This window comes from Mycolicibacterium madagascariense, assembly GCF_010729665.1.
GTDB lineage: Bacteria > Actinomycetota > Actinomycetes > Mycobacteriales > Mycobacteriaceae > Mycobacterium > Mycobacterium madagascariense.
Window position 1 is genome coordinate 4,463,732 of record NZ_AP022610.1, and the last position, 19,501, is coordinate 4,483,232.

Annotated in this window: 19 protein-coding genes; 6 read left to right on the forward strand and 13 right to left on the reverse strand. The window is 69.5% G+C overall.

Features of this window, described 5'->3' with window-relative positions:
• Nucleotides 1-2: 2 nt before the first annotated feature.
• Nucleotides 3-2,285 (reverse strand): MMPL family transporter, encoded by a 2,283-nt coding sequence (locus G6N60_RS20990; protein ID WP_163740883.1) that lies wholly within the window; start codon nucleotides 2,283-2,285, stop codon nucleotides 3-5.
• 89 nt (nucleotides 2,286-2,374) lie between these two features.
• On the opposite strand from G6N60_RS20990, the gene G6N60_RS20995 reads away from it, so the two are divergent.
• Nucleotides 2,375-2,917, forward strand: coding sequence for a DoxX family protein (locus tag G6N60_RS20995; protein ID WP_163740885.1), 543 nt, complete (start codon nucleotides 2,375-2,377; stop codon nucleotides 2,915-2,917).
• Nucleotides 2,918-3,000: 83 nt separating this feature from the next.
• Complete coding sequence (locus G6N60_RS28945; protein ID WP_263992487.1) at nucleotides 3,001-3,123, forward strand: hypothetical protein; 123 nt, start codon at nucleotides 3,001-3,003, stop codon at nucleotides 3,121-3,123.
• 58 nt (nucleotides 3,124-3,181) lie between these two features.
• Here the strand turns inward: G6N60_RS28945 and G6N60_RS21000 are convergent, their stop codons facing one another.
• The 3 genes from G6N60_RS21000 to G6N60_RS21010 are packed head-to-tail and all read right to left on the reverse strand — an operon-like array spanning nucleotide 3,182 to nucleotide 6,087.
• Nucleotides 3,182-4,183, reverse strand: coding sequence for an NAD(P)H-dependent flavin oxidoreductase (locus tag G6N60_RS21000; protein WP_163740888.1), 1,002 nt, complete (start codon nucleotides 4,181-4,183; stop codon nucleotides 3,182-3,184).
• Nucleotides 4,180-4,944, reverse strand: a complete 765-nt coding sequence (locus G6N60_RS21005; protein WP_163740890.1) for a 3-hydroxyacyl-CoA dehydrogenase — start codon at nucleotides 4,942-4,944, stop codon at nucleotides 4,180-4,182. Before G6N60_RS21005 ends, G6N60_RS21000 begins: the two co-directional genes overlap by 4 nt.
• Nucleotides 4,945-4,998: 54 nt before the next feature.
• Complete coding sequence (locus tag G6N60_RS21010; protein ID WP_163740892.1) at nucleotides 4,999-6,087, reverse strand: CaiB/BaiF CoA transferase family protein; 1,089 nt, start codon at nucleotides 6,085-6,087, stop codon at nucleotides 4,999-5,001.
• Between the two features lie 105 nt (nucleotides 6,088-6,192).
• On the opposite strand from G6N60_RS21010, the gene G6N60_RS21015 reads away from it, so the two are divergent.
• A complete protein-coding gene (locus G6N60_RS21015; protein ID WP_163740894.1) occupies nucleotides 6,193-6,993 on the forward strand; it encodes an enoyl-CoA hydratase in 801 nt (266 codons plus the stop codon).
• 75 nt (nucleotides 6,994-7,068) lie between these two features.
• On the opposite strand, the gene G6N60_RS21020 is transcribed toward G6N60_RS21015, so the two are convergent.
• A complete protein-coding gene (locus G6N60_RS21020) occupies nucleotides 7,069-7,770 on the reverse strand; it encodes a CPBP family intramembrane glutamic endopeptidase (RefSeq protein WP_163744299.1) in 702 nt (233 codons plus the stop codon).
• Entirely contained in the window at nucleotides 7,764-8,909 is a 1,146-nt protein-coding gene (locus tag G6N60_RS21025) for an NAD(P)H-binding protein (RefSeq protein WP_163740897.1), read from the reverse strand. The genes G6N60_RS21020 and G6N60_RS21025 overlap by 7 nt, the downstream gene beginning before the upstream one ends.
• Before the next feature lie 377 nt (nucleotides 8,910-9,286).
• Between G6N60_RS21025 and G6N60_RS21030 the strand changes: the two genes are divergently transcribed.
• Entirely contained in the window at nucleotides 9,287-10,000 is a 714-nt protein-coding gene (locus tag G6N60_RS21030) for a fasciclin domain-containing protein (RefSeq protein ID WP_163740898.1), read from the forward strand.
• A 64-nt stretch (nucleotides 10,001-10,064) separates the two neighbouring features.
• Here G6N60_RS21030 and G6N60_RS21035 read toward each other — a convergent pair whose 3' ends face one another.
• From G6N60_RS21035 to G6N60_RS21045, 3 genes are read right to left on the reverse strand one after another with little or no spacing between them, the layout of a single operon-like run.
• Nucleotides 10,065-11,207, reverse strand: coding sequence for an acyl-CoA dehydrogenase family protein (locus G6N60_RS21035; RefSeq protein ID WP_163740900.1), 1,143 nt, complete (start codon nucleotides 11,205-11,207; stop codon nucleotides 10,065-10,067).
• Nucleotides 11,208-11,214: 7 nt separating this feature from the next.
• Nucleotides 11,215-12,012 carry a crotonase/enoyl-CoA hydratase family protein gene (locus tag G6N60_RS21040; protein WP_163740903.1) on the reverse strand — a complete coding sequence of 266 codons (798 nt, stop codon included), beginning with the start codon at nucleotides 12,010-12,012 and terminating at the stop codon, nucleotides 11,215-11,217.
• Nucleotides 12,009-13,154 carry a thiolase family protein gene (locus G6N60_RS21045; RefSeq protein WP_163740905.1) on the reverse strand — a complete coding sequence of 382 codons (1,146 nt, stop codon included), beginning with the start codon at nucleotides 13,152-13,154 and terminating at the stop codon, nucleotides 12,009-12,011. The genes G6N60_RS21040 and G6N60_RS21045 overlap by 4 nt, the downstream gene beginning before the upstream one ends.
• A gap of 150 nt (nucleotides 13,155-13,304) precedes the next feature.
• Here G6N60_RS21045 and G6N60_RS21050 point away from each other — a divergent pair, with 150 nt between their 5' ends.
• The gene (locus G6N60_RS21050; RefSeq protein ID WP_163744301.1) at nucleotides 13,305-14,105 is read left to right on the forward strand and encodes a FadR/GntR family transcriptional regulator; all 801 of its coding nucleotides are present in this window, start codon (nucleotides 13,305-13,307) and stop codon (nucleotides 14,103-14,105) included.
• Here the strand turns inward: G6N60_RS21050 and G6N60_RS21055 are convergent.
• The 3 genes from G6N60_RS21055 to G6N60_RS21065 all read right to left on the reverse strand — a co-directional run bounded on the left by G6N60_RS21055 (nucleotide 14,095) and on the right by G6N60_RS21065 (nucleotide 17,747).
• A complete protein-coding gene (locus G6N60_RS21055; protein WP_163740907.1) occupies nucleotides 14,095-15,825 on the reverse strand; it encodes a DUF3556 domain-containing protein in 1,731 nt (576 codons plus the stop codon). The genes G6N60_RS21050 and G6N60_RS21055 overlap by 11 nt on opposite strands.
• Before the next feature lie 108 nt (nucleotides 15,826-15,933).
• Nucleotides 15,934-16,449, reverse strand: a complete 516-nt coding sequence (locus G6N60_RS21060) for a DoxX family protein (protein WP_163740909.1) — start codon at nucleotides 16,447-16,449, stop codon at nucleotides 15,934-15,936.
• Between the two features lie 32 nt (nucleotides 16,450-16,481).
• Nucleotides 16,482-17,747: a WS/DGAT domain-containing protein gene (locus tag G6N60_RS21065; RefSeq protein ID WP_163740911.1), complete on the reverse strand. Its 1,266-nt coding sequence runs from the start codon at nucleotides 17,745-17,747 to the stop codon at nucleotides 16,482-16,484.
• A 24-nt stretch (nucleotides 17,748-17,771) separates the two neighbouring features.
• Here G6N60_RS21065 and G6N60_RS21070 point away from each other — a divergent pair, with 24 nt between their 5' ends.
• Nucleotides 17,772-18,575 carry an SDR family NAD(P)-dependent oxidoreductase gene (locus G6N60_RS21070; RefSeq protein WP_163740913.1) on the forward strand — a complete coding sequence of 268 codons (804 nt, stop codon included), beginning with the start codon at nucleotides 17,772-17,774 and terminating at the stop codon, nucleotides 18,573-18,575.
• On the opposite strand, the gene G6N60_RS21075 is transcribed toward G6N60_RS21070, so the two are convergent.
• On the reverse strand, nucleotides 18,572-19,480 hold the full coding sequence (locus tag G6N60_RS21075; protein ID WP_163740916.1) for an alpha/beta fold hydrolase: 909 nt from the start codon (nucleotides 19,478-19,480) through the stop codon (nucleotides 18,572-18,574). The genes G6N60_RS21070 and G6N60_RS21075 overlap by 4 nt on opposite strands.
• Nucleotides 19,481-19,501 lie beyond the last annotated feature (21 nt).

Here is a 19,501-nt window from a genome sequence, read left to right on the forward strand (position 1 = left end):
CGTCATCGTCCGTCGCTCGGGGCCAGCGCAGGCTCGTCGGTCGTGGGCGATTCACTGATGCCGATCCGCGCGTGCAGCCGAACGAGCGGCGCAGGGGCCCACCAGTTCCAGCCGCCGAGGACGTGCATCACCGACGGCACCAGGACCATGCGCACCAGCGTAGCGTCCACCAGCACCGCCAGCGTGAGGCCGACGCCGAACATTCGCATGAACGAGACCTGTGCGGCGATCAACGCCGCGAATGATATCGACATCACCAGCGCCGCAGCCGTAATCACCCGGCCGGTGCGCGCCAGACCGAGCGCGACGGCCTCGTCGTTGCGGGATCGGGCCGATCCGTTCCCTTGCTCCCCGAGACTGAGCCAGTACTCGCGCACGCGGGCGACGAGGAACACCTCGTAGTCCATCGCGAGGCCAAACGCGATGCAGAACAATAGAACCGGCATGTTGGCGACCAACGTTCCGGTCGGCGTGGTGCCCAGCGCGCCGAGGTGGCCGTCCTGGAAGATCCACACCAGCGCGCCGAAGGCCGCAGTCAGCGACAGGACGTTCAGCACGACGGCCTTGAGGGGAAGCACCACGCTGCCGGTGAGCAGGTACAGCAGGACGAACGCGATCACCGCGATCAGGCCCAGCACGAGGGGCAGTCGGCTGGTGATGGCATCGACGCTGTCGCGGTTGTTCTGCGCGACGCCGGTCAGCTCGATGGCGCGACCACCCGGACCCGCCACGTCGTGCAGACGGGCCAGCTGCGTGTCGGACGCCTGGGAGAACAGCGGAGCGGCGCTCGCGACCGTCAGGAAGGCGCTGCCGTCCGCCACGCCCGTCGCGGCCGACGGCGGCCCGACCGGACGCCCCCCGACGAACGTTCCCGTGGGCGCCGACACGGACGTCACGTCGGGCACCTTCGACAGGTCGGCTGCGTAACGCCCCAGCGCGTCCGGCGACAGGCCGGTGGCGTCGGGCACGACGACCGTGACCGCGGTCGAGGAATCGCCGGCGAAGTCCTGGCGCAGTTCGTCGCCCACCTGATGCGCCGAGGCCGTGCTCGGCAGCACCCGGTCGTCGGGAAAGCCCCACTTCACCCCGAGGAACGGGGCACCAAGGACGAGCAGGAGCACCACCACCGCAAGGCCGACCGGAATGGCATGTCGCATGACGGCTTTCGTCGACCGGTACCAGAAGACCCGGTCGACGGGCTTGCCCGCGGGCTCGGCCCGTCGAAAGAGGCGACGCAGCAGCCGTCTGACGTCCAGCCCGTCGAGCCGGTCGGCGAGGAGCCAGATCGCCGCGGGCGTCACGATGACCGCGGCCGCGGCGGCGAAGGCGACCGTCGCGACGCCCGCGTAGGCGAACGACTTCAGGAAGTACATGGGGAACAGCAGCATGACCGCCATCGACAGTGCGACGGTCGTGGCGGAGAACAGCACGGTGCGCCCCGCCGTGGTCATCGTGCGGACGAGCGCCCGATCGCGCGGCACGCCATCGGCGAGCTCGTCGCGGTAGCGGCTGATGATGAGCAGCGTGTAGTCGATGGCCAGCGCCAGCCCCAGTGCGGTGGACAGGTTGAGCGCGAAGATCGACACGTCGGTGCTGAAGGTGATGATGCGCAGCACCGACATCGCTCCGACGATGGCGAGCCCGCCGACCACCATGGGCAGGGCTGCCGCAACCAGACCGCCGAACACCCACACCAGCACCACGAAGCTCAGCGGGATGGCGATGGACTCCATGAGGAGCAGATCGTGCTGGCTCTGCGCGTTGATCTGGGCGTAGACCATGGCCATGCCGCCGGTGCGAACGACGACGCCGTCCGGGGTTGCGGGGTGGTCCCGGAGGATCTCCTCCGACAGCGCTTGCGCGTACTTCTGCGCGTCGTTCTCCCCGCCGGTGACGCCGGCGACGATGAGGCCGGTGGTGCCGTCCCTACTGATCAGCGCCGCCGACGCCGACGCGGGTGACGTCCAGGCCGACGTGACGTCGTCGATGTGGGGCGCATGCGCAAGCCGGGTGACGACGTCCTTGGCGACGGAGGAGGCGTCCGGGCTGGTGGCGCCGCGCGGTGAGCTGATGGTGACCAGCATCTGCATGTCGCCCTGCCCGAACTTCTCGGTCAGCAGCCGCGCCGAGCGGGCGGACTCCGACCCGGGGTCCTGGAAACCGCCCGCCGACAGACTCTTGGCGACCGGGACGCCGAACACCGCCGCGGCCACCAGCAGCAGAGCAGCGACGGCCAGGATGCGGCGGGGCATGGCCATGGCGAGTAGCGCGATCCGGTGCAGCATGTCGAATCCTCCCCCAAGTGAGCGGCGGTAACTTAGCAGCGATAAGTCAGCGGCGTCAACGCGTCTTGGCCACCGCCTAGGGTGTCTCCATGACTTCGGGTTTCCGACGCCGGACTGCACGCGCATCGACGTCACTGCCCGACCTGGGTCTGCTCGTCCTGCGCGTCGCCGTGGCCGCGACGGTGCTGCAGGCCGGGCTGACCAAGGCCGTCCAATTCGCGGCGACGACGCAGTTCATGGCGAGCGGCGGATGGCAGACGCCGACCTTCGCCGCATACCTCATCACGGCCACCGAGATCGCGGGCGGCGCCGCCGTCCTGCTGGGCCTGCTCACCCCGTTGGCGGCCTGCGGCATCCTCGCGGCGATGCTCGACGCCTGGGCGGTCACGGTGTCGGGTAGGGCGTTCTGGTCGGAGCCCTTCAACGTCCCGTTCCACCTGGCGTTTGCCGCGGCCGCACTGCTCCTCACCGGCGCCGGCAGCTACTCCGTCGACGCGCGGGTGTTCGACCGACCCCGGTGGCCCGCCGCGGTCACGATCACGTCGGTGCTGGTCGGCGTCGCCGCCGCCGTCGCCACGTGGGTGCTGCTCAACGGCACCAACCCACTGCACCTCGGCACGCCGCCCGGCTAGACCCTACTGGCAGGTAATAATTGCCAGGGTTTTGCGAAAGGCGACTCAAAGATCTCTTAAGACCCGTGGTTACTGTTCAGTACATGTGGATCGACGACACCAGTGCAGATGTCATCAAGGTTGATTTCGAAGCCCTGTACCACGGGGACTTGCTGGTCGAGGGTGATTGCTCCGAGCAGTTCCCCGAGCTCGCTCAAGCCGTCTGACCGCACGCACGCGTGATGCGTGCGGCCCGACAGCATGACCAGCAGTACCGCGTAGTACCTAGGCGGATACGGCTGCGGATTCCGACGGTGTGACCATGCCGCCGAGGCGTCCGCTGATGAGTTGCTCCGCCTCGCTCGTGATTCGAGAGATCAATTCCGCGCACGTCGGGACGTCGTCGATCAGTCCCATGACCGTGCCGACCGTCCAGATCCCCGCGTCGAGGTCGCCCTCGTCGAAGACCCGGCGCCCGCGAACCCCCGCCACCAGATCGCTGATGTCCTCGAACTGACCGCCCCTGTTGAGGATGTCGACCACTTCGCGCGAGACGACGTTGCTCGCCACCCGCGACGTGTTGCGCAGGCTGCGGAAGATCAGTTCGGTGCCCCGCTCGTCACCCGCCACGATCGCGTCCTTGACGTTCTGGTGAATGCAGGATTCGACCGTGCACATGAACCGCGTGCCCATGTTGATGCCGTCGGCGCCGAGTGCGAGCGCCGCCACCAGCCCCCGCGCGTCGGCGAAGCCACCCGAGGCGATCATCGGGATCTCGATCTGCTTGGCCGCGGCCGGGATCAACACCAACCCCGGTACGTCGTCCTCACCGGGGTGACCGGCGCACTCGAACCCGTCGATGCTGATGCCGTCGACGCCGAGGCTCTGCGCCTTGACCGCATGTCGGACCGACGTGCACTTGTGCAGCACCTTGATGCCGTGGTCGTGGAACATCGGCAGGTGCGGCGCGGGGTTGGCGCCCGCGGTCTCGACGATCGTGATGCCCTCCTCGACGATGACCCGGCGGTACTCGTCGTACGGCGGCGGGTTGATCGACGGCAGGATGGTCAGGTTGACCCCGAACGGCTTGTCCGTCAGCTCGCGGGTCTTGGCGATCTCGCGGGCCAGGTCGGCGGGGGTCGGCTGCGTCAGCGCGGTGATGAAGCCCAGCCCACCCGCATTGGCAACGGCCGCAACGAGTTCCGCGCGACCGACCCACTGCATGCCGCCCTGGGCGATGGGGTGCTCGACCCCGAAGACCTCGGTGAACTTCGTCGTCAGGCTCATCGGGGTGCCATCCGGATCGCGCCGTCCAACCGAATCACTTCACCGTTGAGCATCGGGTTCTCGACGATGTGCACGGCGAGCGCGCCGTACTCGTCGGGATCGCCGAGGCGGGCCGGGTGCGGCACCTGCTGCCCCAGCGAGCGCTGCGCCTCCTCGGGCAGCGAGCCCAGCAGCGGCGTCTTGAACAGACCCGGCGCGATGGTCACCACGCGAATCAGATTGCGCGACAAGTCACGTGCGATCGGCAGCGTCATGCCCACCACGCCGCCCTTCGACGCCGAGTACGCGGCCTGCCCGATCTGCCCGTCGAATGCGGCCACCGACGCCGTATTGACGATGACGCCGCGCTCGGGGCTGGATTCGGGCCCGACGGGATCGGTCTTGGCGATCCGCTCGGCGGTCAACCGCAGCACGTTGAACGTGCCGATCAGGTTGACCTCGACGACCTTGCGGAACTGCTCGAGCGGGAACGCACCGTCCTTGCCGAGGGTCTTGATGGCATTGCCGATGCCCGCGCAGTTGACGTTGATGCGAACGGGCCCAAGGGATTCCGCGACGTCGAGCGCCTTGGTGACGGCTGCCTCGTCGGTGACGTTCGCCTCGACGAACCTGGCCCGCTCCCCCAGCGCGGCGACGGCTTCCTCACCCTTGAGGTCGATGACGACCACGCTCGCACCGGCGTCCAGCAGTCGCTTGGTGGTGGCCAGGCCCAACCCCGACGCGCCGCCGGTGACCACTGCCACGGCATCTTGGATCTGCACTGATCATTCCTCTCTGGTGACCGGCCCTGCGCCGGCCGACCGGCTGATGTGGGCTCACGCCCAGTCGCGGAGCACCGCCCCGGGATCGGCGAGCGGCTCGCCCGGCGGCGTCGGCGTCGGGGGCACGCTGCGCGAGAACCGCGGCGCGGGAGCGGGTTGCAGATGCGCACCGCTACCGGTGACGTCCTCGTAGAAGGTGCCCCGCTCGGTGATGTGCGGTTCGGTCTCGACCTCGCCGAAGCTCAGCACGGGCGTGACGCAGGCGTCGGTGCCGTTGAACACCTTGGCCCAGTGATCGCGATCGTGGGCGGCGAAGGCCTCGGTGAAGATCGCGCGCAGCTCCTCCGCGCGGCTCGCGTCGTGCTGACCGGGCAGGGTCGCGGGGTCCAGGCCGAGCCCGTCGAGCAGCTGGGCGTAGAACTGCGGCTCGATCGCACCGACCGCGACGTACTTCCCGTCGGCGGTCTCATAGGTGTCGTAGTACGGAGCGCCGGTGTCGAGCATGTTGGTTCCCCGCTCGTCGGTCCACATGCCGGTCGCGCGGAAGCTCCACATCATCTGGATCAGCACGCTGGATCCGTCGACCATCGCGGCGTCGACGACCTGCCCCCGGCCCGACGTCTGCCGCTCCCACAGTGCGGAGAGGATGCCGACGATCAGGAACATCGATCCGCCGCCGAAGTCGCCGGCGAGGTTCAGCGGAGGCACGGGCTTCTGGCCTTGGCGCCCGACGGCGTGCAGCACGCCGTTGAGCGAGATGTAGTTGATGTCGTGCCCGGCCTGCTGCGCCCGCGGCCCGGTCTGGCCCCAGCCCGTCATCCGCGCATAGACGAGGCGTTCGTTGACCTTTGCGCAATCCTCGGGTCCGAGGCCGAGCCGTTCGGTGACCCCGGGCCGGTAGCCCTCGATGAGGACGTCGGCCTTCGCGATCAACCCCAGCACGAGCTCGCGCCCCTCGTCGCTCTTGAGGTCGGCCGACACCAGGCGACGGTTGCGCAGCATCGCATCCCGCGAGCCGCCCTTGCCGGGCCGTTCGATGCGGACGACGTCGGCGCCGAGGTCGCCGAGGATCATGGCGGCATGCGGCCCGGGACCGATGCCTGCCAGCTCGACGACCCTCAATCCCTGCAGTGGTCCAGCCATCGTTGCCCGTCCTCCACGTTCGTCCCAGTTGACCGCCGACAAAGCTTACTTGTATAACCAAGTCGATGATTCGCGGGCCTCGGCTCGCCCAAACCCGAGGCGGCCATGACCGACAGCGAGACCCAGCTCGACACCGACGATCTCACCGTCCGGCTCGGCGACGGCGTGCTCCGCGTGACGCTGAACCGCCCCGACAGCCTCAACTCGCTGACCGCCCCGATGCTCGACGGCATCAGCACCGCCCTCGAGAGCGCCGCCACCAATCCGGCCGTCCGGGTCGTCCGCCTCGACGGGGCGGGCCGGGGCTTCAGCTCGGGGGCCGGCATCAGCGAAGCCGACCACGCCAACCCGAACGCGACCGAGGACACCCTGACCGCCGCGAACCGGGCAGTGCGGTCGATCGTGGCGCTACCCAAGCCGGTGGTGTCGGTCGTGCAGGGTCCGGCCGCGGGCGTCGGGGTGTCGTTGGCGATCGCCGCCGACGTCGTACTGGCGTCGGAGAAGGCCTATTTCCTGTTGGCGTTCACCAAGATCGGGCTCATGCCCGACGGCGGCGCGACGGCGTTGGTCGCGGCCTCGGTCGGACGCACCAGGGCGATGAAGATGGCACTGCTCGCCGAGCGGTTGTCGGCCGCCGACGCGCTCGTCGCCGGACTGGTGAGCGCGGTGTTCCCCGCCGACGACCTCGAGGCCGAGGCGAACGCCGTCATCGAGACCCTGCGGTCGGGACCCGCTGCGGCACTGCGCAGGACCAAGCAGGCGATCAACGAGGCGACGCTGACCGAACTCGAGGGTGCGCTCGCGCGCGAGACGCAGGGGCAGCTGTCCCTGCTGGAGTCACACGACTTCCGCGAGGGCACCAGGGCGTTCCAGCAGCGACGGCAGGCGACGTTCACCGACGAGTGAGGCTCGCCCCGCGCGTCGAGCGAGCACTGACAGTCGTTTTCCGTGCCCGCGGCGACCGTGGCCGCTCACTCGACGTCAGACGCCGAACATCGGCGGCAGGGCGAGCACCATGACCAGACCCCAGAAGAAGTGGGTCAGCATGGGCGCCAGCACACCGCCGGTGATGCGCCGCTCGTACGCGCACACCGCACCGAGGATCATGCCGGCGAATCCGAGCATCGGGTTGCCCGCGGCCGACACCGCGATCGCATAGATGATCGTCGACACGATCTCGGGGTGGTACCTGCCCAGCGCCGAGAAAAGCGCGCCGCGGAAGAACATCTCCTCGGCGAGCCCGTTGACGACCGTGATCAGCACGATGAGCCACAGCGCACCCTGATTCGCGTACTCCAGCACCTGCACGATGTAGTCGCGCACCGGGCCGATCTGACGCGCCAGCAAGCCGCCGACGATGAACACGCCCCCGAGGAGCACGCCGATTACGGTGCCCGTGATGACCGGGCGGCGCCTGCGACCGCGGAACGTGACGTGCCCGATGTGCAGGGGCCCGGACAGGCGGGCGCCGATGGCCCACACCGCGGCGAGGGCCGCCGTCAGCAGGTAGAACGACGTGCTGCCCGGCTCGCGGGTCAGCGAGATTCCCAGCAACGTCGCCCCGAGCAGCAGGACGACGACGACCACGACGCGGCGACGACGCACCAGCGTCGGCGCCTCGTCGTAGTGCACGGGCGATTTGCCGACGATGGCGCCGATCTCCCCCAGCAATCCGGTCACGATGCTCCCCTCGGGGCCAGCCCGATCAACGTGTCCAACCCGGCGCGCCACCAGCCGGCGACCGGTCCCGGCACCGCGCCGAGCAGTCCCAGCGCCGCATGGGTCTGCGGCGGCGTCACCATCGCGACGAGCTTGCGCAGCCGCAGGACGTCACCGCCCGCCCAGTCGGGGTCGGTGTCGGCGAGGTGATGCGGGTCGGCCAACCGGTCCACCGGCAGTTGCTTGCGACCCGAGAGCGACAGGCGAATGGCATCCTCGTTGCCGACCAGGCCGCCCGGCGGGTCGGGAATCAGCTCGCTCAGCCCGTGGCTCGACGCCGTCATCGGATAATCCAGCGATTCGACGAGATCGGTCGTCAAACCGCTGGGCACCGGCACGAAGAGCGCCGCAACACGCGACACCAGCCACATGTCGACGTCGGGTGCCGGCACCCCCTGACGCCACTTGCCCGACAGTCGCGCGTAGGTGAGCAACAGGTCGCCGTAGGTCGTGCGCTCCGGGCCCCTGATGTCGTACTGGCCCGGCGGCACGCGCTCGGCGTCGGCGGCGGCGATCAGGTAGTAGAGGACGTCGCTGATGGAGATCGGATCGAGTGGGTTCTGCGCCCACGGCGGCATCGGAATCAGCAGGAAACGGTCCCCGACGTAGCGCAACAGCTCGAACGACGTCGACCCGGCGCCGATGATGATGGCCGCACCCAGCCACACCACGTCGGGACCGCCGTCGATGGTGAGCGCCTCGGCGACCTCCGCCCGGCCGGCCAGGTGCTCGGACAGCTGGTCGGCGTCGGGAACGAAGCCGCCGAGGTAGACGATGCGCGCGACGCCGGCCGCCTTGGCGGCCTGCGCCACGTTCGCCGCGGCGGCGTTGTCCGCATCGCGGAAGCCCGGCTGGCCGATGCCGTGCACCAGGTAGTAGATGACGTCGACGGGTCCCGCGACGGTGAGCGCGCTCGACACCGACTCGGGATCGGCGGCGTCGAACAGCACCGGGGTCACGTCGTCGATCCAGCCGAAGTCACCGAGACGCTCGGGGTTGCGGCTGGCCACCGTCACCTGGTGTCCCGCCGCGAGTAGAGCGGAGACCAGGCGCGACCCGACGTATCCGGTCGCACCCGTGACGAGTGTGCGCATGGGTTTCACCGTAGGGACTTACCCACGCCGGGGCCATTCGATAGCTAGTCACCCGCCCGGTTGGGGCCGCCGGCGGCGCGTCGGCGTTCCGCCGCAGGTGGGAGGTGGTGCGGCGCCCCCAGTGTGGCCCGTGAGACGCGCCACTCCCCGGGCGCCGGATGGCTGCGGGACCGCCGGGGCGGTGACGGCTCAGCGTGCCGCCTGGCCGCGGGGCGGTGTGCCACTGCGCCTGAGGGTGCGGAAAGCGCAGGTCAGCACCGCTTGGCGACGCCTAGCGCTCGAGCCCGACTTTGCCGTTTCACGAGCACAGCCTTTACGCTGCCTGGGGCGTCGCCACGAGAGTCGGGCTCGAAGCGTCGCGATCAGAACCGTTGAGGAGCCGAAAAGTGAAGACTCGCACCAGCCGAGCCATAGGAGTTACCGCCGCGATCGCCGCGATCGCCGTGTCGTTGCCGCTGGCGATCACCGCACAGGCGGACCCGCCAGCCACGACCACCGTCGACGTCAAGCCGCCACCAGACCCGCAGGGCAACTGCGATCCGGTGCGCAGCGAACTGGCGACGACCGGCAGCACGCTGGCGACCCTCGACACGCTGCCCGTCGGCCAGGCGCTGGCCAAGATCCCGTCGCTGAGCACGTTCACCTCCGCCATCAACGGTGGACTGAACCCGGCCGTCAACATCGTGCCGGTGCTCGAGAACGGCCCCTACGTCATCTTCGCCCCCAACAACGACGCGTTCGCCAAGCTCGATCCGAGCGAGCTCAGCGCGCTGAAGAGCGACCCGGCCGCGCTGACGAAGCTCGACTACTACCACGTGTTCCTCGGCCTGCTCGGCCCCGGCGACGTCGCCGGCCAGCGCCCCACCCAGCAGGGCGCCGACATCAAGGTCACGGGCAAGGACGGCGACATCAAGGTCAACGACACCGCCAAGGTGATCTGCGGCGGCATCCAGGCGGCCAACGCCAGGATCTACATCATCGACACGGTGCTCGACCCGAACTCGCCACCCGCGCCGATCACGCCGCAGACGTCGTTCAGCAACACCGGTAGCCCGGCCACCCCGGCGGTCACGACCACCTCTCCCACGCCGGCCAGCTAGCGCTACGACCGATTTCGGCGCGCTTACCACCCATCACGGGCGGTAGGCGCGCCGAATTCGTCTGTCAGAGGCCCAGATCGCGGCCGATGATGTCCTTCATGATCTCGGTCGTGCCACCGAAGATGGTCTGGATGCGGGTGTCCACGTAGTCACGCGCGACGCGGTATTCCATCATGTAGCCGTATCCGCCGTGCAGTTGGACGCAGCCGTCGATGACCTTCTTGGCCGTTTCGGTGCACCACCACTTGGCCTTGGCGGCCTCGACCGCGGTCAGCTCGTCGTCGACGACGGCCTGCAGGCAGCGATCGATGTACTGCTCGCCGATGTCGAGTTCGGTGTCCATCTCGGCGAGCAGGAAGCGGTTGTGCTGGAAGCTGCCGATCGACTGGCCGAACGCCTTGCGGTCCTTGGCGTATTGCAGTGTCTGACGCCATGTTTCGCGGGCGCCGGCGAGGGCCGAGATCGCGATGGACAGCCGCTCCGACGGCAGGTTCTCCATCAGGTGGTAGAAGCCGCGGCCCTCCTTGCCGAGCACGTTGGCCGCGGGCACGCGGACGTCCTCGAAGTGCAGTTCGGCGGTGTCCTGTGCGTGCAGGCCCATCTTGTCGAGCTTGCGGCCGCGGGTGAAGCCCGGCATGTCGCGTTCGACGACCAGCAGCGTGAAGCCGCGGTGGCCGGCGTCGGGGTCGGTGCGGCAGACCACGACGACGAGATCGCTGTTGAGTCCCGAGGAGATGAACGTCTTGGAGCCGTTGACGATCCAGTCGTCACCGTCGCGGACCGCCGAGGTCTTGATGCCGGCGAGGTCGCTGCCCGCACCGGGTTCGGTCATCGCGACGGCGAGGATGAGGTCACCGCTGGCGATCCCCGGCATCCAGCGCTGCAGCTGCTCCTCGTTGGCCAGATGCTTGAAATATGGCCCCACGACGTCGTTTTGGAGACTCAGCGACGGGGCGGGCCCGCCGTAGCGGGCCAACTCCTCGGCGATGACGGCGTTGAACCGGAAGTCGTCGGACCCGCCGCCGCCGTACTCCTCGGGCATGTTGAACCCGATCAGCCCGTACTTGCCCGCCGCCAGGAACGCCGACCGGTCGACGAGGCGATCGGCCTCCCACTTCTCGGCGTTCGGCGCCAGCTCGCGTTCGATGAACTGACGCGCGCTCTCGCGCAGCGACTCGTGCTCTTCGTCGAAGACGACTCTCTTCACGTCACTCCTACCTTGCCTGCCAGACGGGCTCACGCTTCTCGGCGAAGGCCCGCGGTCCTTCCTTCGCGTCCGCCGAGCGCAACACTGCGCCCATCTCGCGCATGGTCCTCGTCCACCCGGCCTCGTCACCGGTGACGACACCGTCGTCGATGCCGGCGGCCACCCGCTTGCTGGCCCATACGGCCAGCGGCGCGTTGACCGTGATGCGTTGTGCCAGAGCGAGTGCGGCGTCGACCACCGTGCCGTCGGGCACCACCTGATTGACCAGACCCCACCTGAGCGCGTCGGCGGCCGACATGGGCTCACCGGTGAAGATCAGCTCCATGGCGACCTTGCGCGGCAGCTGGTCGACGATGCGGAACACGCCGCCGGCCGCGGCAATCAGACCGCGCTTGACCTCGGGCAGACCGAACGTCGTGCGCTCTTCGGCGACGACCAGGTCGCTCGCCAACGCCAGTTCGGTGCCACCGCCCAGCGCGGTGCCGTTGACGGCGGCGATGGTGGGCTTGTCGATGACGTGCTGCACGTACCCGGCGAACCCCCACTCGGCGTGCTCGGGGTGGTAGATGTTCTCCCGTCGCGAGATCGCCTTCAAGTCGGCTCCCGCGCAGAAGGATTGACCGGCTCCGGTGACGACGACGGCCCGCACCTCCGGATCGTGCTGGGCCTCGTGCAGGGCATCGCCGAGCGCCGTGCTCACCGCGGCGTTGACGGCGTTGCGTGCCTCCGGCCGGTTCAGCGTGATGAGCAGGACGTTGCCCCGGCGCTCGGTGAGAGCGCCGGGGGCGGTGACGTCCGCCGTCACAGGAGTTCGAGGATGGTGGCGTTGGCCTGCCCGCCGCCCTCGCACATGGTCTGCAGACCGTACTGAATTCCCTTGTCCCGCATGTGGTACAGCATCGTGGTCATGATGCGGGCACCGGAGCCACCGAGCGGATGGCCGAGGGCGATCGCGCCCCCGTTGGGGTTCAGCTTCTTCTCGTCGGCGCCGATGTCCTTGAGCCACGCCAGCGGCACCGGGGCGAAGGCCTCGTTGACCTCGAAGACGCCGATCTCGTCCAGCGACAGGCCCGAGCGCTTGAGCGCCTTCTGCGTCGCCGGGATGGGTGCGGTGAGCATGATGACGGGATCGGACCCGGCCAGCACGGCGGTGTGCACCTTCGCAATGGGCTTGAGCCCCAAGGACTTCGCCTTCTCCGCGGACATGAACAGCAGTGCGGCCGAGCCGTCCGAGATCTGCGAGGCATTGCCGGCGTGGATGACGCCGTCCTCCTTGAACGCCGGCTTGATGGTGGCCATCTTCTCGACCGTGCCACCGCGGCGGATGCCCTCGTCCTTCAGGACGTGGTTGCCGTCCTGATCCTTGATCGCGACGATCTGATCGTCGAAGGCACCGGAATCCTGTGCGGCGGCGGCCTTTTCGTGCGAGCCCAGCGAGAACTGGTCGAGCGCGGTGCGATCGAAGCCCCACTGCTCGGCGATCATCTCGGCGCCGGTGCCCTGGTTGGGGGTCTGGCTGTAGCGGGCGCGGAACGCCTCGGGGTAGGGGTGGCCGCCGTTGGCCAGCGAGGCGCCCATCGGGGTGCGCGACATCGACTCCACGCCGCCGGCGACGACGACGTCGTAGTGACCGGCCACCACGCCGGCCGCGGCGAAGTGCACCGACTGCTGGCTGGACCCGCACTGGCGGTCGACCGTCACGCCGGGCACGCTCTCCGGCCAGCCCGCGGCCAGCACGGCCGTGCGCGCGATGTCGAGGGCCTGCTCACCGGCCTGCATCACGCAGCCCCAGATGACGTCGTCGACCAGTTCCGGGTCGATGCCCGCTCGCTCGACCAGGCCGTTGAGGACCTGCGCCGACAGGTCGCCGGGATGAACTCCGGACAGGCCGCCGTTGCGCTTGCCGACGGGCGAGCGAACCGCCTCTACGATGACGGCTTCAGCCATGGACTTCTCCTTCGAGGTGAGCTAACGGGGTACCACCGAAGGTAGATCAGAAGGTTTACTAGGTCAACCTACTGGTTGGTAGGGCGGGCGGCCTGAGGTCCACATGGTTTACTGAGTATGACAACCAGACCCACCACCGCAGGAGCCACGTTGACCCGCAACACGCCGCTGGCACCCATGATGGGGCCGGACGCCGTCGCGCGACGGGGCAACGGCACGACCATCCGCTCCCCCAAGACGGCCGAGCTCGTCGCGGGAACCCTACGGCGGATGGTCGTCGACGGCCAGCTCAAGGAGGGCGACTTCCTGCCGAACGAGGCCGAGTTGATGGCCCACTTCGGGGTCAGTCGGCCGACGCTGCGCGAGGCGGTGCGGGTACTGGAGTCCGAACGGCTCGTGGAGGTGCGCCGCGGATCGCGGACGGGCGCGCGGGTGCGCGTGCCGGGTCCGGAGATCGTGGCGCGGCCCGCGGGGCTGCTGCTCGAACTGTCCGGCGCGACGATCGCCGACGTCCTGGTCGCGCGTTCGGGCGTGGAACCGATCGCCGTGCGCGTGCTCGCCGAGACGGCCACCGCCGAACAGCTCGACGAGTTGGAGCGGATGCTGGCCGAGGACGTGCCCGCCGGCTGGGAGGCCGGCCGGCTGGCCGAGACGACGGGGGAATTCCACCGCCGCATCGTCGAGATGTCGGGCAATGCGACGCTGACCATCATCGCCGGCATGCTGCACGAGATCACGGTGCGGCACACGGCATTCGCGATCGCCGAGCACCGCCAGGTCACCAAGGCGGAGTACGACACGCTGATCCGGTCCTACCGGCGGCTCATGAAGCTGCTGCGCGCGGGCGACGGCGCGGGGGCGGAAGCCCACTGGCGCAAGCACCTCGACACCGCCCGCGACCTGCTGCTCGCGGGCATGGAGACGGTCAAGGTCCGCGACGTCATGCAGTAGACGCGTCGGCCGCCGACCACGTGACGTGCACGGGCACGTCGTCGGCCCACGGCTGGCGCGTCACCATGTCGGCCACGTTCACGTAGCCGCGCTCGAACTCACCGGTCGCGGCGTCCACCAGGCGGTACTCCTGGCGCTGCCGGTGGATCGGCTGGGCGTCGAGCAGCACCACCCTGACCTCGCCCGGTTCGAAGTGACACCGCTTCTGCATGGCGGCGATCAACTGCTCGTCGTGCATGTGCCCGTCACCGAAGTTCCAGCCAATCGCGGTGCTGCACAAGCGTTCTCCCTCGGTGACGACGTAGTCGGCCTCGACGCCGTCGGCTATCGCGCGGTGCACCAGCGTGAACAGCGCACGGCCATGGGTGTTCATCGCGCGGAACGCGTAGCCCGAGTGCAGCATCACCAGTGCCTGCTCCGGGCTGCCGTAGATCCGCTCGACCTGTGACTGCGGCATGCTCGCAATCGCCACCAGACCCTTGGTGATCTTGGCCTCTGCGGAGGGTTTCATGCACCACTGCGTGGTGTCCCAGTTGCCCGCGTAGTAGCGCATGCCGGGCAGGAAGGACACCTTGCGCGGGAACAGGTTTCCGGTCGCGACGGTGCCCGCGAGGACGACGACGAGCACGACGGGCCACGGGCTGGTGAGGTCGCCAAGGCCGACACCCGCATGCCCGATGAACAACGCCAGCACGCTGAACATCATGAAGACGTTCCACTCCAACGGCACGCCCATCGGGATCGCGGACAGGATGCCGAAGTGGAAGATCAGCATGACCGTCGCCGCGATGATCGTCGGCCAGCCGCCGTGGGTGAAGAACAGCACCAGCGGCACCAAACCCTCGACCGCAGTGCTGAAGTGCGCGACGACGCGCGACACCCGGCCCGGCCGCAGATCGTCCGGGAAGTGCTCGAAGAACGCGCGCTTGAACGCCTTCGTGCGGACCAGCGGGCTGTTGGACATCATCGTGGAGATGACGAACGGGAAGTGCTTGTTGAGCTTGGAGGTGGCCGCCCCCATCCAGATCACCAGGCACACCAGCTTCGCGGCGAGGATCGTCTCGACCCCACCGAAGAGGAACGCCACCGTGAACGACGCGTACACCTCGCCGCGGGCCGCCAGGAAGATCACCTTGTCCCGCAGTCCGGCTACCGCGAGCAGGCCGAGGATGGTCGCGATCTGCCACGTCGGCAGCACGCCGACGGCGGGGGCGGGACCGGTGCCATCCGACAGGAGGGCGACCAGCAGCATCACCAGGAGCGCGCCGTAGAGCGCCACGTCCACCGGCGTGCGCCCGTCACCGCGGGTCAGCGGGACGCGATCAGGCCACGGCGGCAGACGGATGGTGCCGGGCCGCAGCCAGTACAGGATCGAGCCCATCGGGGGGAAGAAGCGGTTGTTGAGCGGGCCGAAGCCGCAGCCGAGCCCGACGACCTCGAACAGCATCGTGTAGAGCACGACCTTCTCGAAGACGATCGGTTCGGCATACCAGCTGGTGACGTGGGTGAACCCGTCGATCCCGGTGGTGGTGAGCGCGAACAGCATGCCGCCCAGGACGTAGAGCAGGATCTTGACGACGTAGAACAGGTGCAGCACGACCGGGGTGCCGAACCCCACCTCGGCCCAGTGACGCGTCAGCGGTCGGATGCGCTCGGCGCGCGTGCCCCTGCTCCATTCTGCGAAGTCGACGACCGGTAGTTCGGGCTTGAGAAATCCCATGCGGGCAAGACTAGAACGTGTTCTAGCTTTCTCACCGCGAACAGACGCAAAAATGTCGCCAACCCGGCGTGTCAGGGCATGTTTGCGGCTGCTCGCCCGGGAACTGGGCTAGGTCTTGGCGGGCGGACGGTAGAAGATCGCCAACTGACCGATGCCGCCGGCCAGGCCGAGTACGACCGCGACGGCCAAACCGCCCCAGCCCTGCACGTAGTCCCACACCGCACTGTTGCGGAAGAGCGCCCAGTCCAGGCTCACCCGGCCGGCGCCCGTACCGGCCAGCGCGACCGCCGCGACCGCGAGGATGAGGTTGTACTCCCACCCCTCCTTGACGATGAAGAAGCCGTTGTGGCGGTGCACGGTCCACGCCGCCACCAGCATCAGCGCGACGAAGCCCGCCGCGGGGATCGGGGTCAGTAGACCGACCGCCAGCCCGAGGCCGGCCGCCATCTCGGTCGAGGCGGCGACGCGGGCGTGGAAGCTGCCGGGCTTCATGCCCATGCTGTCGAACCAGCCCGCCGTGCCTCCGATGCCGCCCTTGCCGAAGAACTTGTTGTAGCCGTGGGCGGCCATCGTTAGGCCGAGTACGACGCGGACGAGGAGCAACGAGAAATCGTAGGCAGTCACGCAACAGAATCTAGGGCACGTGTAAAGAGCAGTCAGGCCAAGGGCAGCGCCGCCCCGAGTCGCTCCGCATACTCGTCGATGCCACCGGGCCCCCCGAGCGCCGACTCGGCGGCGTGCACGCCGATCGCGACGGTGTCGCCGATGCCGACGACGACGTGCGTCAGACCCATCATCGGCGACAGCCCCGCGAACGCCGCCGCGAGCACCACGGGTGCGCCGCCGAAGGCGAAGTCGGCCGCGCCGCAGTTCACGCTCGAGACGACGGTGTTGCCCGTGACGGCGGGCGCTCGCACGTTCGGGTCGAATCGTGCCATGCCCCAACGCAACAGCGGGGCGGGCGTCGCGGCGAACGCCAGATCCGATGCCCGCATCGCGGGGTGATCGGCGCGCCGCCGCCTCGCCGCGAGGTCGTCAGCGATCCTGCCGAGTCGGTCCGACTGCGTCTCGTCGGGGTACAACCCCACGCCGACGTTGCCGAAGTGGTTGTACGCCTGGCGCGGTGGCGGCTTGGCCATGGGCACCTCGGCACCGAGTGTCGACGGATCGTCGCCGAGGGCGCGCAGGTGGCCGGCCAGCGCCGTCGACACGGCCGACAGCGCCGCGACCGTCACCGTGGGGCCGCCCAGTTCCGCCCGGCTGCACACGACGGTCCGCACACTGCGCGGCCCCGACGGCAGCGCATTGGTGCGCAGCAGCGGGCGAACCGGCGCCGGCGCGGGGACGACCCCGGCCGCCTCGTCGGCGAGCAGTCCCCGGTGCGCCCGCGCGGCGCGCAGACCCGCCAGCCGACGCGATGGGCCCGGGTGGATCTCGGGTAGGACGACGCCGGCGCGGCCGAACAGCAGCGCGGCGTGCGCCGAGGTCCGACCGCCCCCACCGAGCGCGTGCGAAATCTGGAGCACCGCAACGGTTCCCGGGCCATTCACGCCCGGCATGCCGATGACGTCGGCGAACACGTGCAACCGCCACAGTTCGACGCCGGCGTCCAGCTGATGGCCGATCGACGCGGACACCGCGGCCAGACAGCCCGCCCAGGTGCGGTCCCGCAGGTCGTGCGCCACCAGCTGCGAACGCTCGACGTCGGCGCCCACCAGCGCCGGGTAGTGCAGCGAGCCGTGGTCGACCACGCACGAGGAGAGTTCCGGACAGCTGCGGGCCCGCGCCTCGACGTCGTCGAGCGTGCGCTGCAGATCTGTCGGGACGCCGTCGAACCCGAACAGCAGGAACGTGTCGTTCGGGATCTTGGGCGCCAGCCAGAGTGTCTGCGCGTCGATCGGCGCGAGTCGCCGTGGGGTCATGGGCCCCAAGGCTAGGCTGCGGGCATGCTGCCACCGGCAAGTGACAACGGCTCGGTCCTGGTCACCGGCGCCTCCTCGGGTATCGGGGAGGAGCTGGCGCGGGAGTTCGCCCGACGCGGCCGTCACGTCGTCCTGGTCGCGCGCCGGGCGGACAAGCTGCGGGCGCTCGCGACGTCGCTGGGCGCCTCGGCCGAGGTGCTGCCCGCCGACCTGTCCCGGGCCGAGGACCGCGCGGCGCTCCCCGCCAGGGTCGGCGACCTCGGCCGCGTCGTCGACGTCCTGGTCAACAACGCCGGTCTGAGCACGTCCGGCCCGGTCGCCACCTCGGATCCGGCCGCCGAACTCAACCTCATCGAGGTCGACGTCGCCGCCGTGGCCGACCTGTGCAGCCGCTTCGTGCCCGGCATGGTGGCCCGCGGCAGGGGTGCGGTGCTGAACGTCGCATCGGTCGCCGGGTTCGGCCCGGTGCCCGGTCAGGCCGCCTACGGCGGGGCTAAGGCGTTCGTGCTGTCCTACACCCAGTCGCTCAGTCAGGAGCTGCAGGGCACCGGCGTCATCGCGTCGGCGCTCTGCCCCGGGCCGGTGAAGACGGGATTCGGTGCGGCGGCCGGGATCCCGGACGCGGACGCCGAAGCCGCCCTGCCCAAGGCCATGTGGGTCAGCGCCGCCGACGTCGCGAAGGCGGCGGTCGACGGCCTGGCGGCGGGCAAGACCATCGTCATCCCCGGCGCACTCAACCGGGTCGGCGCCGCGGCCTACAAGGTGCTGCCGCGCCGGGTGCTGCTGCCGATCCTGGCGCGCACCCACCCCGCCCTGAAGAACGCCTAGCCTGCGGGATCGCCGAGGAACTCGACGATCGACCGCGCGACCCGATCCGGCTGATCCAGCTGCATGAAATGCCCTGCGCCAGAGACGATCTGGGCCGCGCTCCCCTCGGGCAGCGCGGGCTTCACCCAGTGGGTGTACTCCGCCGAGGCGCACCCGTCGTCGGCGCCGTGCAGGTAGAGCGTCGGCACGCGCAGTCGGGCCAACCAGTACCGGTGCAGATCGGCGTACCGCGGTGGCGGCGCACTGCCCCGCATCGTGGCGCGGTAGTACCCGAGCGCCGCGCGCCAGTTCTCGGGCGCCCCGATGGCGTCCATCACTAGTGCCACGTCCTCGCTCGCGTCGTACGACGGCGACCACTGCCGCCACAGCCGTGGCACCACCCAGGACGCGGATCGCGCTGGCAGCCAGGGCAATTGGAAGTACGTGATGTACCAACTGCGCAGCAGCTGGCGGGGCAGCCGTGCCGCCAGCCGCGCCGGGTCGGGCAGCCCGCGTAGGGGTCGGAACGTGCCCGCGGGCGGTACCGACATGATGACGGCCTTCGTGAACGGGCTCTCGGGCATGGCCGCGAGGCCCGCGCCCGCGATCGCCCCCCAATCGTGGCCGATCACCACGTCGCGGCCGGTGGCACCCGCGGTCTCCAGCACCCGCAGCGCGTCGTCCATCAGTGCGCCGACGTGGTAGCTGTCATCGGTCGACGTCGTCGACGGTGCGTAGCCCCGCAGGAACGGCGCGACGACCCGCCAGCCCGCGTCCACCAGACGCGGCGCGACCTTGCGCCAACCGTGCGCGGTATCGGGAAAACCATGCAGGCACAGTGCAATCGGGGCGTCGTCGGGTCCCCAGGACAGTGCCTTCAGCGTGACGTCGGGAGTGGAGACGTCGAGCCAGCGTGGTTCCGTCACCGCTACAGCCTAGGAGTCGAC